At 41.3% G+C, this 16,957-nt stretch carries 17 protein-coding genes; 8 read left to right on the plus strand and 9 right to left on the minus strand.

The genetic code is table 11. The annotated features are described in order from the left end of the window. The first annotated feature begins 166 nt into the window (after positions 1-166). The 3 genes from PSE72_RS03675 (at position 167) to PSE72_RS03685 (ending at position 2,952) form a co-directional block, all read left to right on the plus strand. On the plus strand, positions 167-742 hold the full coding sequence (locus tag PSE72_RS03675) for a metal-dependent hydrolase (RefSeq protein ID WP_004910326.1): 576 nt from the start codon (positions 167-169) through the stop codon (positions 740-742). A 181-nt stretch (positions 743-923) separates the two neighbouring features. Further along, positions 924-2,315: an L-cystine transporter gene (locus tag PSE72_RS03680; protein WP_004910323.1), complete on the plus strand. Its 1,392-nt coding sequence runs from the start codon at positions 924-926 to the stop codon at positions 2,313-2,315. Positions 2,316-2,562: 247 nt separating this feature from the next. Beyond that, positions 2,563-2,952, plus strand: a complete 390-nt coding sequence (locus PSE72_RS03685; protein ID WP_115167394.1) for a YkgJ family cysteine cluster protein — start codon at positions 2,563-2,565, stop codon at positions 2,950-2,952. Positions 2,953-3,046: 94 nt separating this feature from the next. Here the strand turns inward: PSE72_RS03685 and PSE72_RS03690 are convergent, their stop codons facing one another. Beyond that, positions 3,047-4,051, minus strand: a complete 1,005-nt coding sequence (locus tag PSE72_RS03690) for a luciferase-like monooxygenase (RefSeq protein WP_115167395.1) — start codon at positions 4,049-4,051, stop codon at positions 3,047-3,049. A 179-nt stretch (positions 4,052-4,230) separates the two neighbouring features. Between PSE72_RS03690 and PSE72_RS03695 the strand changes: the two genes are divergently transcribed. Next, on the plus strand, positions 4,231-4,626 hold the full coding sequence (locus PSE72_RS03695) for a hypothetical protein (RefSeq protein ID WP_115167396.1): 396 nt from the start codon (positions 4,231-4,233) through the stop codon (positions 4,624-4,626). Between the two features lie 303 nt (positions 4,627-4,929). Next, positions 4,930-5,118 carry a YegP family protein gene (locus tag PSE72_RS03700; RefSeq protein ID WP_004263611.1) on the plus strand — a complete coding sequence of 63 codons (189 nt, stop codon included), beginning with the start codon at positions 4,930-4,932 and terminating at the stop codon, positions 5,116-5,118. Positions 5,119-5,231: 113 nt separating this feature from the next. Here the strand turns inward: PSE72_RS03700 and PSE72_RS03705 are convergent, their stop codons facing one another. Together PSE72_RS03705 and PSE72_RS03710 are read right to left on the minus strand one after the other, a co-directional pair. Then, the gene (locus PSE72_RS03705; protein WP_115167397.1) at positions 5,232-5,549 is read right to left on the minus strand and encodes an AzlD domain-containing protein; all 318 of its coding nucleotides are present in this window, start codon (positions 5,547-5,549) and stop codon (positions 5,232-5,234) included. A gap of 2 nt (positions 5,550-5,551) precedes the next feature. Beyond that, positions 5,552-6,217 carry an AzlC family ABC transporter permease gene (locus tag PSE72_RS03710; RefSeq protein ID WP_217007738.1) on the minus strand — a complete coding sequence of 222 codons (666 nt, stop codon included), beginning with the start codon at positions 6,215-6,217 and terminating at the stop codon, positions 5,552-5,554. Between the two features lie 82 nt (positions 6,218-6,299). Here PSE72_RS03710 and PSE72_RS03715 point away from each other — a divergent pair, with 82 nt between their 5' ends. Both PSE72_RS03715 and PSE72_RS03720 read left to right on the plus strand, forming a co-directional pair. After that, positions 6,300-6,860 carry a helix-turn-helix domain-containing protein gene (locus PSE72_RS03715; protein WP_004910302.1) on the plus strand — a complete coding sequence of 187 codons (561 nt, stop codon included), beginning with the start codon at positions 6,300-6,302 and terminating at the stop codon, positions 6,858-6,860. Between the two features lie 67 nt (positions 6,861-6,927). Continuing rightward, complete coding sequence (locus tag PSE72_RS03720; protein ID WP_004910298.1) at positions 6,928-7,104, plus strand: DUF2526 family protein; 177 nt, start codon at positions 6,928-6,930, stop codon at positions 7,102-7,104. A gap of 127 nt (positions 7,105-7,231) precedes the next feature. Here the strand turns inward: PSE72_RS03720 and PSE72_RS03725 are convergent, their stop codons facing one another. The 6 genes from PSE72_RS03725 to dalD form a co-directional block, all read right to left on the minus strand. Next, positions 7,232-8,416, minus strand: a complete 1,185-nt coding sequence (locus PSE72_RS03725; RefSeq protein WP_115167398.1) for an amidohydrolase — start codon at positions 8,414-8,416, stop codon at positions 7,232-7,234. Positions 8,417-8,473: 57 nt separating this feature from the next. Next, the gene (locus tag PSE72_RS03730) at positions 8,474-9,709 is read right to left on the minus strand and encodes a Zn-dependent hydrolase (RefSeq protein ID WP_198641235.1); all 1,236 of its coding nucleotides are present in this window, start codon (positions 9,707-9,709) and stop codon (positions 8,474-8,476) included. 5 nt (positions 9,710-9,714) lie between these two features. Next, the gene (locus PSE72_RS03735) at positions 9,715-10,938 is read right to left on the minus strand and encodes a hypothetical protein (RefSeq protein ID WP_198641236.1); all 1,224 of its coding nucleotides are present in this window, start codon (positions 10,936-10,938) and stop codon (positions 9,715-9,717) included. A gap of 640 nt (positions 10,939-11,578) precedes the next feature. Further along, complete coding sequence (locus PSE72_RS03740; RefSeq protein ID WP_115167399.1) at positions 11,579-12,868, minus strand: MFS transporter; 1,290 nt, start codon at positions 12,866-12,868, stop codon at positions 11,579-11,581. A 90-nt stretch (positions 12,869-12,958) separates the two neighbouring features. Further along, positions 12,959-14,428: a xylulokinase gene (xylB, locus tag PSE72_RS03745; RefSeq protein ID WP_115167400.1), complete on the minus strand. Its 1,470-nt coding sequence runs from the start codon at positions 14,426-14,428 to the stop codon at positions 12,959-12,961. A gap of 11 nt (positions 14,429-14,439) precedes the next feature. Further along, positions 14,440-15,828: a D-arabinitol 4-dehydrogenase gene (dalD, locus tag PSE72_RS03750; RefSeq protein ID WP_115167401.1), complete on the minus strand. Its 1,389-nt coding sequence runs from the start codon at positions 15,826-15,828 to the stop codon at positions 14,440-14,442. Positions 15,829-16,005: 177 nt separating this feature from the next. On the opposite strand from dalD, the gene PSE72_RS03755 reads away from it, so the two are divergent. Next, positions 16,006-16,956: a sugar-binding transcriptional regulator gene (locus PSE72_RS03755; RefSeq protein ID WP_115167402.1), complete on the plus strand. Its 951-nt coding sequence runs from the start codon at positions 16,006-16,008 to the stop codon at positions 16,954-16,956. Position 16,957 lies beyond the last annotated feature (1 nt).

Raw genomic sequence — 16,957 nt, forward strand, 5'->3', positions numbered from 1 at the left:
TCTCCCCTATCTAACTTAGGTAGGGGAATTGTGTTAATTTATAAAATCCTTTCCTTATCTGCTAATAAATAAGAGTTTTTTTACCTTTCTAGTACTATCATATTCTTTTCAAACACTTTATACTGCCAATCAACTGTATAGATAAACAGATGGTATTTTATCCACCATGACAGCTGAAGGGCATCTGCTTTTTTCCGTCGCCTCTTTAATAATGGCTCATAAACTTCAAATCACCCCAGAGATTGCTCATGGTGATTGGCTGCACATGGTTCCAGGAGCCTTATTAGGCGCATTATTGCCCGATATTGACCACCCCTCCTCAATTCCTGGTCGGCTACTACGGATTTTTTCATTACCCATTTCCAAGCTTTGTGGGCACCGAGGGTTTACTCATAGCCTAGTTGCATGGTTTCTATTGATGATTTCTTGTTATCAATGGGTACCTACAGAATGGGCAATCCCAAATGATATTATCCAAGCCTTTTTATTGGGTTATATCAGCCATCTAGTCGCCGATATGCTCACGCCTTCGGGGGTACCGTTACTATGGCCACTCCCCCAACGTTTTTGTTTTCCCATGATCCGCGGTAAAAATAGCCAACGTGGAGAACGCTTTGTTGCCATTATTTTGACCGTTTGTGCCTGCTTATTACCCGCAGGTTACCAATTCGATTTTTATAATCACGTTGATGTGATTATAAAATACATTCATAATCAAATAGATACATACTTCCCTACATAATTTATAGTTTTGTCATATAATGTAAGTATGAATAATACTATCTTATTACTTTTTGGTATAAGAAATGTGTTTTATCAGCTGATAACATATAACCAGTTGTTTGAAGTAACTAAATCCTTATAACCAATAAGGATTAAAGGGCAAGTAACACACCTTATAAAAATATGATTTGGAGTTCGGAATGAATATTCCTCTAATTATTAATGTGCTCGGCTTTGTAGCACTACTAATACTGTTGGCAAAACTAGGGGCTAAAGGCTGGAGCCTATCTAAAAAAGTTTTAGTCGGTCTGGTTTTCGGTGTTGCCTATGGGGTAATACTACACCTCGTGTACGGTAGTGGCCACCAAACGGTAAAAGACTCCATTCTGTGGTTTAATATTGTCGGAAATGGGTATGTGCAGCTATTACAAATGGTGATTATGCCATTGGTATTTGCTTCAATTCTAAGTGCGGTGGCAAGATTACATAAAGCCTCTTCACTGGGTAAAATTAGCTTTTTAACAATTGGCACTTTGTTATTTACCACTGCTATTGCTGCGTTAGTTGGTATTTTAATTGCCAATGTATTCGGCCTGACCGCAGAAGGTTTAGTTCAAGGTCAATCTGAAACTGCTCGCTTATCTGCAATAGAAAGCAATTATATTGGGAAAGTTTCTGACTTAACCGTACCTCAATTAATTTTATCATTTATTCCAAAAAATCCATTTGCGGATTTAACTGGAGCAAATCCAACATCGATTATTAGTGTCGTTATTTTTGCTGCCTTCCTCGGCGTTGCCGCACTGCAATTGTTTAAAGATGATAAAGAGCGCGGTGAAAAAGCCTTAGCAGCGATTGATGTAATGCAAGCTTGGGCAATGAAGTTAGTTCGCTTAGTAATGCGTTTAACGCCATATGGCGTAATGGCGCTGATGATTAAAGTTGTAGCAAGTTCAAACTTACATGACATCATCAACTTAGGAACTTTTGTTATTGCGTCTTATGTTGCGTTAGGCATTATGTTTGTCATACACGGTATTTTAGTTGCGACAACAGGCTTAAACCCAATTAAGTTCTTTAAAAAAGCTGGACCAGTGTTAACCTTTGCATTCACGAGTCGTTCAAGTGCAGCAAGTATTCCACTGAATATTGAAACACAAACACGTCGTTTCGGTATCCCTGAGTCTATTGCTAGCTTCTCTGCATCTTTTGGTGCAACGATTGGTCAAAACGGTTGTGCCGGTATCTACCCTGCGATGTTAGCCGTAATGGTCGCACCGACAATGGGCATCAACCCGTTCGATCCACTGTGGATTGCGACATTAGTCGGTATTGTTACTATCAGTTCAGCGGGGGTTGCTGGTGTTGGTGGCGGCGCAACTTTCGCAGCATTAATTGTACTGCCCGCAATGGGATTACCTGTCACATTAGTTGCCCTGTTAATCTCAGTTGAACCATTAATTGATATGGGCCGTACTGCACTGAATGTCAGTGGTTCAATGACAGCAGGTACTGTGACTAGCCAATTGATGGGTGAAACCGATAAAGCGATATTCAACCAAAATGATGACGCAGATTTAAAACACGTTTAATTTATCATCATAGCTCAAATAAAAACCTGCCAGAAGGCAGGTTTTTTTATGGTTATCACAAATACGTCAATTTTATTAACCTTGGTGAACATTAAAAAAATCAGTTTTTTGTGCTGAATAATATTGCAATAAACTGGAATTACGTAAGATAATAAAGCCTGAGCAACGTTTTCTTGAGCTTCCTGCTTGTGTTGCGTCAACCCATTTCCTATGGGTATTTTATCAACATAATTTATGGTTTTTTAATATGACTAATAATGTCCATATCCTAAAAACTGCTTCTTCAGAAAACCCTTGTGTAAGCTGCGGCGCATGTTGTGCCTATTTTCGTGTCTCTTTTTATTGGGCTGAGGCAGAAAGTGGCGGTGGTGTTGTACCACAACATTTAACTGAGCAAATTACCCCATTTATGAGTTGTATGCATGGCACCAATCAAAAACAAAATACCCGCTGTACTGCTTTAGAAGGTACTATTGGTGAGTGTGTGTCTTGTTCAATTTATGCACAAAGACCCACGCCGTGTCGTGAGTTCGAACAATCTTGGCATGATGGTATTTACAACGAAGCCTGCGATAGAGCGCGTGCTGCTCACGGTTTACCCCCTTTAGAGCCCCATCAACCACAAATAGCTTGCTAGCCGTCAATGACCCAGATTTTTCTGGGTTATCTCTTTTTGAATCAAGGCTGAAAAATGCGTCCTTGCACAGGTGTTAACCGCTCAGCTATATACATTACATAATTTCGTTCATTACCTGCATCGCCAACTCAAAAGAGTGTAAACGAGCTTGATGATCAAAAATTTGGCCATTAACCATAATTTCATCCGCTTGAGTTTGCCTGAATATCGTTTCCAACCCATGACGTACCTTGGCTTTATCCCCTACCAGTGACATCCCTAATGCTTGTTGAACACCAAATTCCTCGGCAGGTGACCAGATATTTTCCATACTCTCGACTGGTGCAGGAAGTTGAGAGGGTTGGCCACGACGTAGCATGACAAAGGCTTGCTGCATCGACGTAAATAAAAATTCCGCTTCACGTTGAGTATCTGCGGCAATGATATTGATGCAAACCATCGCATACGGCTTAGATAGTCTCTGCGATGGCTGGAAATTAGCACGATAAACATCCAACGCTTGTAACAGCAAATCAGGTGCAAAATGAGAGGCAAAAGCAAAAGGGAGCCCCATCTGCGCAGCTAACCTTGCACTGTATAAACTCGACCCTAGCAACCAAACTGGAATTTTTTCGCCAAATCCCGGTACTGGACGCACTGCTGGATCTGGGTTTATGGCATCAAACCAATTAATAATTTGCGCTACATCTTGCGGGAAATTATCGATATCCGTATTCATATGACGACGTAAAGCTTGCATAGTCCGTTGGTCACTTCCTGGTGCACGCCCTATACCTAAATCAATACGTTCAGGGTAAAGTGTATTTAACGTGCCAAATTGCTCAGCAATCACCAACGGTGAATGATTCGGTAACATGACACCTCCAGAACCTAAACGCAAAGTGCGCGTATTAGCAGCAAGATAGCCGATTAATACCGAGGTGGCCGCACTTGCTATCCCTGTCATATTATGGTGTTCCGCAAGCCAATAACGATGATAACCGAGTTTTTCGGCTAGTTGGACAATATCAAGAGAATGAGCAAAGGCCTCTTTCGCTGTCGAACCCTGAATGATTGGCGCAAGGTCGAGCAACGAAAGGGGAATTTTTTTATCTGACATACACACTCACTTTGTTAGAGTTTTGTTGAACCTAACTTACCATCCTAGACTATCCCCTTTGATGTCTCCAGCACTGAAATTTGCATTAGCACAAGTGGTCTAAAAATGTAAATTATCGTCTATTAACCCACTGTTTTATAAAAATTATGGAATAAGCTTGAATAAAAAGTGCAGTAATTATGGAGCTTCCGTCAGGGGAGGTAAAAGCAATTGCGAGGCGAAATGAATTGGTGAATGATTTGATTATCACCAATACAGAGGAAACTGAAATGAAAAAATTAAATACAAGTTTATTAGCCTTAGCATTATTAACCGTCGGTTTTACTGCGGCAGCAAATGGTGTGAACCAAAAAATGCCTCGTCAGCACATGGGTAACCATCACAATATGGTATACAGCGTTGCAGAACAAACGACGACACCGAATGAAACTGTAAAAAAACTGGCCAATAGTGCGCCTAAAATTGAAGATGGCAAACGCTATATTGTCAAAGTTACAGTGATGGAAGTCCCTGAATTTAAACCAATGAATACCATGCCAACACCAGAACCAATTGGTGCTCCAACTGCAAAGTAACAGTTAGTATCAATGAGGATTAATGAAGTTATCGGCAAAACCTTTTATATCGATAAGTACAATCAGATAGCTGTTACAAGAAAAAGCCGATATTTTAGTCGGATAATAAAGAGTTCTATATATCCTACGATTGCCTCTGCTTCCCAGAGGCTTTTTTTTAAAAAAAAAGTTTCTCCGAATTGAATCTTTTCCCCTAGTAATAACACCTAATAACGACTAATCTTAATTCAAGCAGATTGTTAATATCAGCTACCTATTAACACTTTGTTTGACATCCTTTCAATAGAAAATCAGGAGCTTAACATGGGGTATTTTGAATTAAAAAAATCCACTAAAGACGTTGCTCAGCCTTACTATTTCGTTTTAAAAGCAGCAAATCATGAAGTGATTGCTAAAAGTGAAATGTATGCTTCCAAGCAATCTGCGCTAAAAGGGATTGCCTCTGTCCAAAAAAATGGCTCTTCTGAAACAATAAAAGATCTCACTGAGTAAATTTCAGTGACCCCAACTCTCTTCAAGTCGGGGTCACTTTTTTATCTGCTCTAGCTTATATAAGCTATATAAATATGCGCTATTCAGATTAACTCTAATTAGAATAACCTTATTTAGAATAACCTAAGTAACGCAGTCACAATCGCAGCTGACAACACAATGATAATAAATGGCTTTTTAAACCACGTTAGTACCCCTGCCACCAGCACGCCTACAATTTTAGGGCAATCAGAAATCTCATCACCGGAAAATAATGTCGACGTCGCTGCCACTGAGAATAAAATGACAATGGCTGCTGCTGAAAATAACATTTTACTATTTTCAGAAAGTACCACTCGACCGCGCAACAAAGCACCTGACGCTCGCATTAAATAAGTACCTGCCGCCAACAACAAAATACCGCTAATAATTAACCATGGGTTATTTGTCATTATTATTTCCTTATATAAATAACCAAGCTCAATAGTGCCAGTAATACAGGGATCCCCGCGGGTAATACTGGTGTGGTTGCAACCGCAATAACTGCACCAATAATGGCAGTTAACCGCAGGCGTTTATCCGATAACGCAGGCAATGAAAGCGCTAAAATGATTGCAGGAAACATCGCATCCATCCCGTATATATGCGTATCACTAATAAAGCTACCCAATACCTCACCTATCACGACCCCTATTGGCCAACACAATAGAATACCTATCCCACACAACCAAAAAGCTGCGCGTTTTTCTGATTCAGTTTCTTGTGCTAAACCAAATACAACACTCTCATCGTTCATAATATGGTAGCCCAGTAATGACTTCGCTCCTTTCCCCGTTAATTCGTTAGTTGCAAAACTAAAAGGGATATGTCGTGAATTGACTAACAACCCCGCAAGTGCAGCAGAAAGCGGGCTACCTCCTGCAAAAATAACACCAATAAACAAAAACTCAGACGCCCCTGCGAGCACTAAAATAGATAAAGTAAGTGGTATCCACCAATCAAAACCTTGCGAAAGCGCTAATGCGCCATAAGAAATGCCGACAATTAAGTCAGCAAAACAGACAAGAGCTATATTTTTCACTATGCTATGATTTAATGTTGAGCTTATTGAAGTTAGCATCCCTAGACCGTTCGATATATAATACATTCGTTCATTATGTCGATAGATAGTATAAAGTGCAATCTAAATAGGAAAATTAAAATTGAATCTACCTTCCCCGCCCATTGAGTTGATTTCGAAAGCCCTTAGTCGTGAAAGACAAAAAAGCGGGCTATCCCTATCAGAGCTATCTCGCAAAGCCGGTATCGCTAAATCTACACTTTCTCAATTGGAATCTGGTAGCGGTAACCCAAGCATTGAAACTTTATGGGCACTTTGTGTGGCTTTAGACATTCCTTTTGCGCGATTAATTGAAGAAAAACAAGAGGCTGTCACTGTGATCCGTCATGGGGAGGCGATACCGGTCAGCGCTGAACACGCGAACTATTTGGCCTTTTTGCTCTCATCAGCCCCTGCAGATTCGCGACGTGATATTTATACTGTGGTTGCCCAGCCCGGTCGTGACCGTATTTCAGAGCCTCATATGCATGGTGTCAGCGAGCACATCATTATTATGTCCGGCAGAGCGTTAGTCGGCCCATTGGATAACCCTGTTGAGTTACAGGTTGGGGACTATATTCACTACCCCGGAGATGAGCCGCATATAATGCGAGCCTTAGAACCCAATACGATGGCAGTTATGGTGATCGATAAACAGAATTAATCACCTATCTGACACATTAGACTTAGCGTTATGATAACTTTAGTGAATATTAATTGGAGCCTGCTTTATGTCCTACTATGATGAAATTGTTGAAAAAATAAATCAACTGATTGAAGAAAGCTCAGTTCATAATATGAATGAAATGCTAATGCAGCTATCCCATGATCAGCAAATCAACCAAGAACAACGTTTTGAACAACAACAGCGTTTAAGAGAAGCTATTTTTATTCATCACGACAAATAGCAGCCATACAATAGGCCGCTATTCGCAGTTTTAACCAATCTTAATAGGCAAAATAAATAGGCAGTAGGGCTAGTGGTAACCCCGGTATTGGCAAAATAACTAGCCCTAATAGCATTAACATACTCAATTAAAATTCCTGTTGCTGTAAATAACTCCACGCATATTGCGCATGAAGTTCAGCCCCTGTCGCCATCGTGTCTTCATCAATATTAAAGCAGCCATGATGATGCGCCCATTGAGTGTCTTTTTCGGCATTTCCTGTGCCTAACAAAGCAAAGCACCCTGGGATATTTTCAATGTAGAAGCTGAAGTCTTCACCGCCCGGTGTCGGTCTTTCATTAATCAGAGCTTGTTCACCAAAAGCTTGTGAAATCACTGACTGAGCCAGTAGCGCACTACGCTCCTCATTAATAACAGGCAATGTCCCATAGATATAATCAACATGCGCAGTCGCCCCATAAATAGCCGCTGTATGCTCTGCATAACGACGGATCGCAGCTTCGATACGGTTACGAGTTTCGATATCAAAACAACGTACCGTGCCGTCCAATACTGCATTTTCAGCGATAACATTGAAACGTGTCCCGACATCCATTTTACCTATCGTGACCACGGCTGAGTCTAAAGAAGACGTTTCACGGGAAACAATCGCTTGTAAATTCATGACAAATGCAGAAGCAACAACCGCAGCGTCAATGGTGGCCTCTGGCATAGAACCATGACCACCACGGCCTTTAAAGGTGACTTTTAGTAAATCTGCGGAAGCAAAAGAGCCTCCCACATTACAAGATACTTTTCCTGATGGTGTGGTTGTCCAAATGTGCATACCAAAAACGTTATCCACATTTTCGATTGCGCCTTGTTTGATCATGGCTAATGCGCCTTGAGCAATTTCTTCTGCGGGTTGGAAAATCAAACGCACATTACCGGCTAATTCTTCACGTACTTCATACAACGCTTTAGCTGCGGTTAATAGCATTGCCGTATGCGCATCATGGCCACAAGCATGCATTTTACCTTCAATAGTCGATTTATATTCTAATGAATCGTTCAATTCCAAAACGGGTAATGCGTCTATATCTGCACGCAGAGCAACTGTTTTACCTGGCTTACCGCCTTTAATTTCAGCAATAACACCTGTCGGTTCGGTTAATTGATACGCTATTCCAATTTTGTCTAATTCTTCTGCAATACGTTTTGTAGTACGTATTTCTTCAAACGGTAGTTCAGGGTGAGCGTGTAGATCACGACGAAAAGCAATCATTTCCGGTGTGTGTTTTTTGATTGCCGCTGTAATTGTTTTGTTGATCATTTTTCTACCTTTTTACCCTATTACACAACCAGATGATTTACCTGGTTTATTTATTAATTAGCATTCTATTAATGACTTAACAGTAGCAAACATCACATCTGCACCTCTTGCAATTTGTGCATAATCCGTCCATTCATCTGGATGATGGCTTAACCCATTACGACTTGGCACAAATATCAACCCTGTTTGAGTAATACCTGCAAAAATCATAGTGTCATGCCCTGCGCCACTGACCATTGAACGAAAACGTAAGTTTTGGTCGCTAGCATGTTGTTGCATCAGTTGATGAATATCACTATTGAGCTCCGTTGGCTGAACATATAACGGCTGAACAATATCGCTTGAAATAGCTAATGAATTGCTAACTTGCTCAGTTAACTCAATAACTTGCTCAATCACCTTACGTAACGCAATATCATTTTTGGAACGAATATCAACGCTAAAAGTGACTTCACTTGGGATGACATTAGCCCCATTCGGCAATACCGCTAACCGCCCCACCGTCGCCACCGTATTATCCCCCACTGCCGTTGCTAGCGCAGGGATTTGGCTAATGATTTGGCTAGCACACGCTAATGCATCGGCTCGCATATTCATCGGCGTGGTACCTGCATGGCCTGCTTTACCTGTCAATTTAATTTCTAACTGACTGATGCCTACAATAGTTTCTACGATCCCTACATCTTCATTCGCCTGTTCTAACACTGGGCCTTGTTCGATATGTAGCTCTAAGAACGCTTTGACATTTTTAGGATTAAGAACCGCTTGCGCTGCATTGTCTGCATTGAACCCAGCCGCGGCCATACGTGCAGCAGCACTCACGCCCTGCCTATCCTTTAACTGATATAATTCTTTGGTGCCAATTAGCCCTGTTATTACACTCGAAGCCATCAAACCACGACCAAAACTGGTACCTTCTTCTTCAACCAACGCAATCACTTCTAAGGGATATTTCGGTGTTAAATTTTGTTCACGAATACGTGCCACAACATCCAAACCGGTGACAATCCCCGCAGGACCATCAAATGCCCCACCGTGAGGGACCGAATCAAAATGTGAACCGACTATGACTGCAGGCAAATCCGGTTGCTGGCCTTCTAAGCGCCCATAAATATTGCCGATAGCATCTTCACGAACGTGTAATCCTAAGGCGCGCATTTCTTGTTTTAGATAATCACGCGCTTGTTTATCTTGTTCGCTATAGCTCATCCGCGTAGTACCCTGACCCGGCGTTGCGGTGTATTCTGCCAGCTGTTCTAAATGGCGCTGAATTCTTGAAGTACTTGTTTCCATTATTTTTACCCTGCAATTGGAACAATATAAGCCACCATAATACCTGCTAATACGACAGAAACCATGGTCACAGAAATAAAGCCACCAACTAGCATTGGCCCTAACATATGGCTAGTTAATACTTGGCGTTCTTTTTCGTCTTTCGTTAACGCGTTGATTGCTTCATTAGTAATAATATAGTCAGCTGGAAAGCCATATAACGCTGTTAGCGCAACAGCAAATGCCATTTCTTTGGTGACGCCTAATATTTTACCAACCACCCAAGATGCAAGGTACATCCCAATAACCGCTGCACTAATTAACACCACCATCGGATAAACTAGGCGTAATAACATATCGGGGGTTGCGTGGTTTAATGTATCAAAAATAAACAACATTAAGGCCATAATTGCGAACCCAAAGCCATTAGCTTTTTGTAACGGCTGTCTTTCTAAGAAACCCAATGAAGAAGCAATAACACCAAATAACAAACACAATACAAATGGGCTAATACTCACATAAGGGGCAGCATAAGATGAGGCCAAATAAGCCAAATAGCCTACCGCAGCTAAGCGTAAGAATTTAAAATAGCTGGTGTTATAGTGATTAGGGATTTTCTTGAACATACGTGGCATTTCATCTTCAGGTACTACAGTTTTAACTTCGACCTCTTTTGCCCCGTCTACCGGTAAGGTTTCTTGCCATTGGCCATTGCGATATTTTTCTAAAACTCGGCGCCCCTCTTTTTTTAGCATCACCGCAGTTAATGGATAACCTGCAAACCCCTGCATGACGTAAATTAAAATTGCGAAAACCGAAAGATCAACAAGACCTGCCTCCGCAGCACCTTTTGACATAATTAACGAAGAAACAATACCACCAACCAACGGAGGAACTGCAACTAATACCGTATTTAAATCAAATAAGGTTATACCAACAATAAAGGTTAATAAAATGATGCCTAGAATCCCAGCTAAAGAGATAAGAATGGTTTTCCATTGGCGCAATAATTCTTTTAGCGATAATAAGGTCCCCATATTTGTAATTAACAAATACATCAAGGTAACCGCAACCACCTGAGGAATACCCGCAATACTCACAATATCTTTCGGGAAAATAGTCCAATAACCTAAAAGGAAGAGCACTGCACATACAAATACAGATGGGATCCACGCCTTAGTTCTAACGGCTATAGCATCCCCTATATATAATATCCCTACTATCAGAAACAGAGCTAACATCTGTGACATAACTTTTTCCCCGCAATTATCTTTTTTTATTAGATTATTTTTTAGTATTACAAACTATTAATTTTAATTAAGATTGGATTATAAATTTTATTTGGCGTAATAAAACACCAATATAGAGAGTATTTCGCTACAAACACACGAATTTGCAACAAAATTCATCATAACACCGAAAATTCAGATGTATAGAGAGTAAAACCGGATTTAAACAGCTTGGAATAAAGGGAAGCTATGAATTAAATAGTCAGATATAACATTGAAATGGGACAAGCACCTTAATATTCTCTAAATGCAGGTTTAGAAGTTAATATTTTATGTCATTTAAGTAATTATTTATAAACAAATCGACTATAGTTGTTTTTTTAATCTATGAAATTATATTCTATTGTCCAGCGCTGTATTTTCAATAATTATCGCAATAAGATGAAAAATCACCTTATAAATATGATTCAGATTTCTATTTATATAAAACATTCTACTTTATTTTATTTTTAAACCGTTTCTCTTTATATTACCCTTGAAAAGGACGATATCCCTTCATGTCCAATTTAGTTTGTCTCAATAATAGAGGTGAATTAAATAAAGAAAAAACCCCATAGATAATTCACTATCTACAGGGCTTGATAATATTAGGTAAAGTAAATTAATGACTGGTTTGTTGTTCAGTCGCCACCTTAGCTGGTTTTATTTTACGATTATTTTCAAAACCGGGTTGTGGCACTTTAATAAAGAATGTCAGTATCCCTGCAAAGATATACAAACCTGTATAGGCCCACACTACACCCACAATATCAAAGAAAGGCAATACTAAACTGGCAATTGCTGGTGCAGCAAAATTACTTAACCCCGCAGAAAGGTTATAAATCGAAACTGCAGCACCTTTATGATGTGGCTCAATACTTGGGAATACCGCAGTCATTGGAACAAAAGCAGCCACAAAGATACCCAATAAAATAGCAGGTATTAATGCGATGGCAAAATTATGACCAAAATAAACGGGTAAGTAGTAAAACATTAAGCTGGATATTGCCATTCCTAAACAACCAAACCATCTGACCTGGCGAACCCAACCAATATGTTCACCAACAATTCCCCAAAAAATATTCGTAAAAATAGTCACAAAGAAGAAAACGGCCCAAATCTGTAACCATTCAGAGATGGTGAACCCTAAGCGGTCAACAAATAATAATGGCATGATAATCGCAAAACCAAACAATGAAATTGTGTTGATAATCCGGATCAGGCTTGCCATAAAAATATCTTTATTCGTGAATAAAATAGTCGCAGCTCGGGATAACTCGGCCATTTTATCTTTCATTGGTAAATTAACTTTAGAGCGATCAACTGGAATATGACGCAGGCTAAAATAAGCAATTGCGCCACCAATAGCGACCCAACCAATTGCCATCCATAATGTTCCCGTTTCTCCCATCATTGGGATTGAAAAGCTAGGTAAATAGCTACCAATGACACCAATTCCGACAGAATACATCGCCCAGAACCAACCGGTAGCGGCAGCAAGATGCGCTCGAGGAATGACCTGCACCAACATCATCATAAATGAATAAATAAACAATGGATAAGCTAATCCACGAATGCCGTAAAATAGTAGCATCAAGGTATAGCTTTTCATGCCCAGACCGAACACCATAAACAATGCATGCATGACAATCCAGAGAATGAACCCGATCATCATGGCTTTTAGGGGGGTGATGATTTCAGCCACAACACCAGATGCCCACGCCGCAACAGCGGCCATTAAGCCATAGACAGTAAATACCATCGCTGATTGTGCCGGTGTAAACCCTAAATCAGTAATATGTTTTGATAGAAAAGCCATTTCAAAGCCATCACCACTCATAAAAATAGCGATAGCAATAAAACCCCAGAACAAATGCTTAGGTAGACCAAGCCAATACTGCTTCTGTTCCATTGCAGTTTCCTCATTTTAATTTTGTTATTTTAATCAATCGCGAAGAGATAGCTGTGGCGGTGATGTGTAGGGAAACACCGCCACACTCGCCTACTGTGGCAATAATTCCCTTGCTTGTTTTTGCTGTTGGTATAATAAACGGAAAACATCAAGCCGTTGATTTAACCAAGTTTGGTACTGTTTCTGCGGTAAATAGGTACTTAACACCTCTGGTTTTTGGCACACGGTTTCTGTATTACCGCCGTCCGCCAGCCATGCCAAACGAGCCGCACCTAAAGCTCCCGATGAACTCGCTGGGTGGGTCACAATTGGTATATCGATAACATCAGCAATCAGCTGCGCCCAAACAGGGCTACGTGCTCCTCCCCCCGTTAAGCTACACCGACTAATTTGCGTTCCTGTTTGCGTTAAAACCTGCATGCCATCCGCCAGGGCGAAGGTCACACCTTCAATCACCGCATAACCAAGCTGAGCACGCGTTGTTTCATTTCTTAACGCAAAAAATGAGCCCATTGCGTAGGGGTCATTATGAGGCGTTCTTTCCCCTGAGAGGTAAGGCAAAAATACAGGCGCTAGCTTCTTCTGGTCATCGGTCAATTTCCCCACTTCCTCCATTAGCTGATTTTCAGTTGTAGAAAGAAGTTGGCAAAGCCACCGTAAACAGTTGGCGGCACTTAACATCACACTCATTTGGTGCCAGCGATTTGGTAATGCATGAGCAAAAGCATGGACACCCTGATGTGGTGCTGCTTGTAGTTGATTATTAACCACAAAAATAACACCAGATGTCCCCAAAGAAATCAGAGCATCGCCATCATTAATTGCGCCAACGCCCACTGCAGAGGCTGCATTGTCCCCCCCTCCACCAGCAATAATCACATCTGCACTTAAACCCCATTGCGAAGCTAAATCGGCCCGTAACACACCACTTTTTTCAGCTCCTTCAACTAAAGCCGGCATTTGTTCACGCGTTAGATTAGTTGCCGCTAATAATTCATCTGACCAATCACGCTTAGCCACATCCAGCCACAATGTGCCTGAAGCATCAGACATATCACTGATAAATTGACCGGTCATTTTCCAACGTAAATAATCTTTAGGAAGCAACACTTTGGCAACTTGTTTGAATATTTCAGGCTCATGACGTGCAACCCACAATAATTTAGGTGCTGTGAAACCTGGCATCACTAAATTAGCGCCAATCGTTAGAAACTCAGGGTGATTTTCCATGAGCCATTCACATTCCTTCGCACTGCGGGTGTCATTCCATAAAATACAGTCGCGAAGTACTTGGTGCTGGCTATCTAATAATACCGCACCGTGCATTTGGCCCGATAAGCCAATCGCTTTTACTGCCGCCCATGCTTCTGGGGCTTTTTGGCGCAAGGTAGCGGCAACCGCATTGGTGGCTTCCCACCAACTATCTGGCGATTGCTCGGCCCACTGAGAATGTGGCCTTTGTACTGTTAATGCCATATGGCTTGAGGCAACAATTTCACCCTGAGCATTAATTAATACAGCCTTAAGTTCTGAAGTGCCTAAGTCAATTCCGAGGTACATCGCCTTTCTCCTTACAGAGGTTGTTGAGGTGACTTGAGCCAATTTTCAACTTTTTCAACGGTGTTGCTCATCAATTCGTGGAATTCGGTAGCATGAGCAAGTGAACCGAATAGCATTTCACTGGAGACAAATTGCGACAATGCATCACTGCTATTCATCATTTTTTGATATAGCTCGACATCCAGCACACCATCCTGATACTCATAAGGTAATTCACCACGAGCCCAACGCTGTAAAAACACGAAAAATAAAGCGGGTAGTACAGCCGTCGCCGCCGGAGTCTGCTGGCGCTGATAGCATTCTTGTAAAGTTGGCGTGATAAACCCGGGAATTTTTGATAAACCATCGGCGGCAACGCGTTGATTAGTATCCTGAATATATGGATTACTAAAGCGCGCGAGTACTACATCACGGTATTGTTCTAAATCAAGGGGGCTTGGTGACAATGACGGGATCACATCCTGCGTCACATAATTCCATGCCATTTGTTTGATAGCAGATTGGCGGGTGCTTTCATCAATAAAGCTCAAACCGATTAAGGTTCCTGCCCAAGCAATGCAACTGTGGCTTGCATTCAGAATACGAATTTTCGCTTCTTCCCACGGTAAAACGGACTCAACCATTTCTACATCGACATTTTCTAATGCAGGACGTCCATTAATAAAGTCATCTTCAATCACCCACTGAATGAATGCTTCTCCCATGATAGGTGCTTTATCATCCCAACCCGTTTGCTGTTTAACACGCTCAGCAACATCTGGTGTTGGGCGAGGCGTGATCCTATCAACCATAGTGTTCGGCGAACGCGTATTTTCTTTCACCCATTGGTATAGCTCAGTTTCACCTTTTAATTGTAGAAACGATAAAAAGCCGTGTCTAAACCGTTCGCCATTGTGGCGCAAATTATCACAGTTTAACAAAGTGACAGGTTCACCATGAGCCGCTAAACGTGCGCGTAAAATTTGTGTTAATGCACCGTATATTGTGCTCATTCTGCCCGTTAAATCGACTTTAATGTCTGGCTGTTCTGCATCTAATTCATGCTGTGGGGTTAAATAATAGCCCGCCTCCGTGACCGTGAAAGCAATAACACGTGTTGCTTTATCACAGCCTTGTTCCACTAATTGGCTTAAATTCTCATCCCAATGTAATACTTTGCGCACTGAAGTAATTTTTTCATAATGACGCTCACCTTCAGGTGAGACTGTTTCAAGGGTATATTCCCCATTTTGCTTGGCTAAGTTATCAAGCAATGCATTCGCATCATTGCGAATATTCCCTAAGGCAATTGACCAACTATCATCCCCTTGTTGAATCAAGCGGTGCAAATACCACGCTTGGTGAGCACGATGAAATGACCCAGCACCGATGTGCATCCACACTGATTTCTGCTTTAGCATTGTGACTCCTTAACCTAAAATTAAATAATTGCTATTTTTTTGGGCATATGCCCGTTTGTTATATTTTAGTTTCAATCTGATCACAATTACTGCGATAATGCTCACAGTATTGACTTTTGCCCTTTTAATAAACAATTGCCCAGAATTACAATAAGCGAAACCAGCAGGAGAATGTCCATGCAGAAAGAATTAAAAAAAATGGAACAAGCTGCACGTGCGGCATGGCTATATTTTGTGGCAGGTAAAACACAACAGGAAATTGCGCATGAGCTTGGACTATCGAGACAAGTCGCCCAACGCCTTATTTCTCTAGCAAAAGAACAAGGTATGGTTCAGGTGCAAATCACGCACCCTATTACGGAGTGTTTAAGACTCGCTAATGAAATCCAGCAAAAGTATCACCTAACACATTGCTTTGTTGTCCCGTCAGGGCAACTTGATACAGAAGCGACGCTCGATATGATTTCAGTGGCCGGTGCTGAGCTCATGGAACAATTAATCGACCCCGATAAGCCTCAAGTCATTGGTATTGGTTCAGGTAGAACATTACGCAGTATTATTGATGCCCTTCCTTACCTAGAAACCTCCCAGCACCAATGTGTTTCATTAATAGGCGCTATTGCCCGTGATAGCTCAGCAACACGCTATGATATTCCATTACGTTTTGCAGAAAAATTACAATGCCGACACTATATTCTACCTGCGCCACTGTACGCCGATAGCCCAGAAGATAAAGCAATGTGGTGCCAACATCGCGTGTATAAGGAAGTCACGGAAAAAGCCCTGAATGCAGATATTACCTTTATTGGTATTGGTGAAGTCGGCAAAGGCTGTCCACTCAATTCCGAAGGTTTTGTCACAGATGAACAATTGGAAATGTTATTAGAAAAAGGTGTAACCGCGGAGTTATTGGGGCATTTTATCCAAGCTAATGGCGAGCGACTTTCTACAACTTTGGATGACACTCACACCAGTGTACCACTGTTCCCCTCCCCGAATAAGCCTGTGATCGCATTTGCGGGTGGCGCGCACAAAACAAAAGCAATTCAAGCTGTTATGAATGGCAGTTGGGTAACAGGCTTAGTGACCGATGAAGCCACTGCACATCAATTATTAGCAAATAAATAAA

Source organism: Providencia sp. PROV116, from assembly GCF_028482485.1.
Taxonomy (GTDB): domain Bacteria; phylum Pseudomonadota; class Gammaproteobacteria; order Enterobacterales; family Enterobacteriaceae; genus Providencia; species Providencia rettgeri.

What these genes read in the sequence shown, in the direction of transcription:
- PSE72_RS03690 (WP_115167395.1), bottom strand. Translation starts at nt 4,051, where the DNA reads ATGTCAGATAAAAAAATTCCCCTTTCGTTGCTCGACCTTGCGCCAATC.
- PSE72_RS03725 (WP_115167398.1), bottom strand. Translation starts at nt 8,416, where the DNA reads ATGATCAACAAAACAATTACAGCGGCAATCAAAAAACACACACCGGAA.
- PSE72_RS03735 (WP_198641236.1), bottom strand. Translation starts at nt 10,938, where the DNA reads ATGTCACAGATGTTAGCTCTGTTTCTGATAGTAGGGATATTATATATA.
- PSE72_RS03685 (WP_115167394.1), top strand. Translation starts at nt 2,563, where the DNA reads ATGACTAATAATGTCCATATCCTAAAAACTGCTTCTTCAGAAAACCCT.
- PSE72_RS03675 (WP_004910326.1), top strand. Translation starts at nt 167, where the DNA reads ATGACAGCTGAAGGGCATCTGCTTTTTTCCGTCGCCTCTTTAATAATG.
- PSE72_RS03705 (WP_115167397.1), bottom strand. Translation starts at nt 5,549, where the DNA reads ATGACAAATAACCCATGGTTAATTATTAGCGGTATTTTGTTGTTGGCG.
- PSE72_RS03680 (WP_004910323.1), top strand. Translation starts at nt 924, where the DNA reads ATGAATATTCCTCTAATTATTAATGTGCTCGGCTTTGTAGCACTACTA.
- dalD (WP_115167401.1), bottom strand. Translation starts at nt 15,828, where the DNA reads ATGCTAAAGCAGAAATCAGTGTGGATGCACATCGGTGCTGGGTCATTT.
- PSE72_RS03755 (WP_115167402.1), top strand. Translation starts at nt 16,006, where the DNA reads ATGCAGAAAGAATTAAAAAAAATGGAACAAGCTGCACGTGCGGCATGG.
- PSE72_RS03700 (WP_004263611.1), top strand. Translation starts at nt 4,930, where the DNA reads ATGGGGTATTTTGAATTAAAAAAATCCACTAAAGACGTTGCTCAGCCT.
- PSE72_RS03695 (WP_115167396.1), top strand. Translation starts at nt 4,231, where the DNA reads ATGGAGCTTCCGTCAGGGGAGGTAAAAGCAATTGCGAGGCGAAATGAA.
- xylB (WP_115167400.1), bottom strand. Translation starts at nt 14,428, where the DNA reads ATGTACCTCGGAATTGACTTAGGCACTTCAGAACTTAAGGCTGTATTA.
- PSE72_RS03720 (WP_004910298.1), top strand. Translation starts at nt 6,928, where the DNA reads ATGTCCTACTATGATGAAATTGTTGAAAAAATAAATCAACTGATTGAA.
- PSE72_RS03730 (WP_198641235.1), bottom strand. Translation starts at nt 9,709, where the DNA reads ATGGAAACAAGTACTTCAAGAATTCAGCGCCATTTAGAACAGCTGGCA.
- PSE72_RS03710 (WP_217007738.1), bottom strand. Translation starts at nt 6,217, where the DNA reads ATGCTAACTTCAATAAGCTCAACATTAAATCATAGCATAGTGAAAAAT.
- PSE72_RS03740 (WP_115167399.1), bottom strand. Translation starts at nt 12,868, where the DNA reads ATGGAACAGAAGCAGTATTGGCTTGGTCTACCTAAGCATTTGTTCTGG.